The organism is Methanocrinis sp. (genome assembly GCF_049974945.1).
Lineage (GTDB): Archaea > Halobacteriota > Methanosarcinia > Methanotrichales > Methanotrichaceae > Methanocrinis.
In genome coordinates, this window is sequence record NZ_JBNGCU010000143.1 from 1 (window position 1) to 3,398 (window position 3,398).

The 3,398-nt window shown below is 62.3% G+C and carries 4 protein-coding genes; 1 reads left to right on the forward strand and 3 read right to left on the reverse strand.

What is annotated here, in order from left to right:
* The 3 genes from ACP5EL_RS09790 to ACP5EL_RS09800 form a co-directional block, all read right to left on the reverse strand.
* The coding region (locus ACP5EL_RS09790; protein WP_428402326.1) for a hypothetical protein at window positions 1–220 on the reverse strand (220 nt) is incomplete at its 3' end.
* 212 nt (window positions 221–432) lie between these two features.
* A complete protein-coding gene (locus tag ACP5EL_RS09795; RefSeq protein ID WP_428402329.1) occupies window positions 433–2,322 on the reverse strand; it encodes a YgiQ family radical SAM protein in 1,890 nt (629 codons plus the stop codon).
* A 12-nt stretch (window positions 2,323–2,334) separates the two neighbouring features.
* The gene (locus ACP5EL_RS09800) at window positions 2,335–2,787 is read right to left on the reverse strand and encodes a PPC domain-containing DNA-binding protein (RefSeq protein ID WP_428402327.1); all 453 of its coding nucleotides are present in this window, start codon (window positions 2,785–2,787) and stop codon (window positions 2,335–2,337) included.
* Window positions 2,788–2,991: 204 nt separating this feature from the next.
* Here ACP5EL_RS09800 and ACP5EL_RS09805 point away from each other — a divergent pair.
* A partial coding sequence (locus tag ACP5EL_RS09805) for a lamin tail domain-containing protein (protein WP_428402328.1) occupies window positions 2,992–3,398 on the forward strand: 407 nt, incomplete at its 3' end.

Here is a 3,398-nt window from a genome sequence, read left to right on the forward strand (position 1 = left end):
CTAGAATGGCGAGAGAAAACGAATTTTTGAAAGTATCATCATACTCTTTTACGAAATAACCTTGCATTGTAAAGAGGAGGGGTATAAATATGCTTGTTACGACCCAAGATACTTTGTGGTTTTCCCACATACTTTCGTGTAATTGCTCGTAATTAAATTTTAAAGTTTTTATATAGATCTCCTCTGGCCCCCTGATGCCAGGTGACGATTCTTGCGACATTTATGGTGCTCCATTGACGGCAATTTAGGTTGTAACGCAGCGATCCGCTTTTATCAGACCGAATAACTCATTCTTTGGGCTTGATCGGTGCTGGCATGGCCCATCCTAACTCATCTCATTTTGTTAGAACTTGAATAAAAATCTGACGGCACAAATGAGGCAAAAATCGTGAGAGCTGAAATGTATCGGGCCCGAATCTCGGGATCGAGCCCTCACCATCCTCCATCTTTCGGCACCAGGCACCTCGGCCCGTCGCCGATCAGATCCTCCCTTCCTGCGATGCGGAGCCCCTCCCGGACCAGCCCCCAGTTCCTCCTGTCCCGAAACTGGAGGAGCGCCCTCTGGATCTCCTTCTCCCGCCCCCGTGGGACGTGGACCGCCTTTCCGGAGAAGGGGTCGATCCCCGAGTGGTACATGCAGGTGGAGACGGTCATGGGGGTGGGGGTGAAGTCCTGGACCTGCTCGGAATAAAGGCGATGGTCCCGGATGTACTCGGCGAGCTCCACCATATCTTTTATCTCGCAGCCCGGATGGCCGGAGATGAAGTAGGGGACCAGGTACTGCTCTTTTCCCTCCTCCCGGCTCGCCTCCCTGAACCGCTGGCGAAACTCCTCCAGGACGGCCCGGGTGGGCTTGTGCATCGCCTTGAGGACTTCGTCTGAGACGTGCTCGGGCGCCACCTTCAGGTGGCCGGAGACGTGATGGCGACACACTTCTTCGAGGTACTCCTGCCCCGCGCCGGTCTGGTCCGCGAGGATCAGGTCGTGCCTGATCCCGGAGCTGACGAAGACCCGCCTGACCCCGGGGATCTCTCGCAGCCGGCGGAGGAGCTCCACCTGCCGGCGGTGATCCACAGCGAGGGTCGGGCAGTCCGGGGAGCAGAGCCTGTCGGCACAGGCGCCTCGGGCGCCTTCGGCGCCGATGCCAGCGCCGAAATCGGCCCGCCAGCGGCTGCAGAACATCCCGTACATGTTGGCGGTGGGGCCCCCCACGTCCTGGATGACCCCCTTGAAGCCCGGCAGCTCTGTCAATCGCTCCGCCTCCCTAACCACCGACTCGATCGACCTGCTCTGGACTATCCTCCCCTGGTGGTGGGTGAGGGCGCAGAAGGAGCAGGACCCAAAGCAGCCCCGGTGGGTGGTGATGGAGAAGCGGACCGGCTCCAGAGCCGGTATCGCCTCCCGATAGGAGGGATGGGCCGCCCTGGTGAAGGGAAGCTCGTAGATTTTGTCCAGCTCCTCGCTGGTCAGGGGGAGCGCGGGCGGGTTCTGTATGACCACGGTCTTGGGATGGGGCTGGACGATGGTCCTCCCTCGGAAGGGGTCCTGCTCAGAGTGGTGGAGGCGGAAGGCCTCGGCGTACCTCCTCTTATCCCTCGCCACCTCGGCGAAGGAGGGGATCTCCAGGACCCTCTGAGGGTCGGGGGGGTCGGTCGCCCTCCACTCTCCCACCCCCATCTTGACCAAGGTGCCGGGAACATCCCTGATCTCGCCGACTCCATCGCCCGCCTCCAGGCGGCGGGCCACCTCCAGGATGGGCCGCTCCCCCATACCGAAGACGACCAGATCGGCGGGCGCGTCCGCCAGGATCGAGCCCCGGACGGAGTCCGACCAGAAGTCGTAGTGGGCGAACCTCCGCAGGCTCGCCTCGATCCCGCCCAGGATCAAGGGGGTCTGGGGAAAGAGGGAGTGGACCCGGTTCGCGTAGACGATCGCGGCCCGATCGGGGCGGAGTAGGCGGCCTCCGGGCGAGTAGACGTCCCGCCTCCGCCGCTTTTTGTTCGGCGAGAGGTTGTTGACCATGGAGTCGACGTTTCCCGAGGCGACGCCGAAGAATAGCCGGGGCTCGCCGAGGGCGCGAAAGTCCTCGTCCCGCCTCCAGTCGGGCTGGGGGATGATCCCGACGGCGTATCCGGCGTCCTGGAGGACCCGGCCGATGAGCCCGACCCCAAAGGAGGGATGGTCGACGTACCCGTCCCCGGAGACGAGGACGACGTCGAACCGGTCGATCCCCTCCCGCCTCGCCTCCTCCCTGGAGATGGGAAGGGGCGGCGAGAGAGACGGCGCGCCACCCCTCACCTTCTTCCTTCTGCCCTTCCTCATGCTCCTCGCCATCTAAAGCCTCTCTCCGAGGACCGGGAGGCGAAGCCCGGACTCATCGTCGACGGACCTTCGGGCAACAAGCCCGCAAATCTCGAAGACCGCCGCCTCGACGACCAGGTAGGTCGTCGCCCTCTCCCGAAGACAGCCGGTCAACGCCCGGTCGCTGTGGCCCGCCGAGGCGTGGATGTGAACCGAGGGCTCGCCACCGTCGCCGGGATAGACCGTCGCGACCCCGAAGATCTCCCAGGCCCCCTCCAGATCCTCGACGAAAGGCGGCCCCGGCGGGACAGTCGGCTCCTTCGGCCCCGCCACGAGCCTTCCCTCCCGCAGGGCTCCCAGAAAGTGGACCAGGCCGAAAGAGACACCCTTCTCCGCCAAGAACCTCTGAATCGATCCGATCAGATCCTCGCCCTCCTCCAGCCTGATCACGAAGACCCTGCCGAGCCGCCCCTCTGAGTACTGCATGGGACCTCTTATGGGGGGAGGATCATAATAAAAACGTTGACCCAAAGAGGGAACTGCGCCCCTGACCGGCGATCGATCAACGATCCAGATAGATCGACACCGTTATCTACTCAGAAGTTATTTTGAGCCGGTGAGCCCGGATCCGTCCGGGACCGTTGAACAAAGATGTGGGGGATTTGTACGAGCAGAACTTCATCAGCACTCTTGATCGCTCTATCTTGCGCCCTCGCCCTCTCGGCGATCGGAGCAGGAGCGGTAGTGATAAACGAGGTGGAGCTGAACCCGCCCGGAAACGCCACCAAATGGGTCGAGCTTTATAACGACGGCGAAGAGGAGGTCGACATCTCCGGCTGGATCGTAACCATCACAAACCCACCCTGGAGCGGGCCTATACCGACCCCCGAAGGGACTGTAATTCCGGCGAACGGCTATTACCTCGCCGAGGGCGCCCCGCAGTGGAGCCAGGATTATAGCGGCACAGTGATCCTGGAAGATGCCGCTGGCACGAAGGTCGATGAGACCCACCACCTGGCCGACGAGAGCGACAGCGACTTCACCAGCGGCCGCTACCCCAACGGCCAGGATACCGACCAGAAGTCGGACTGGAAGCT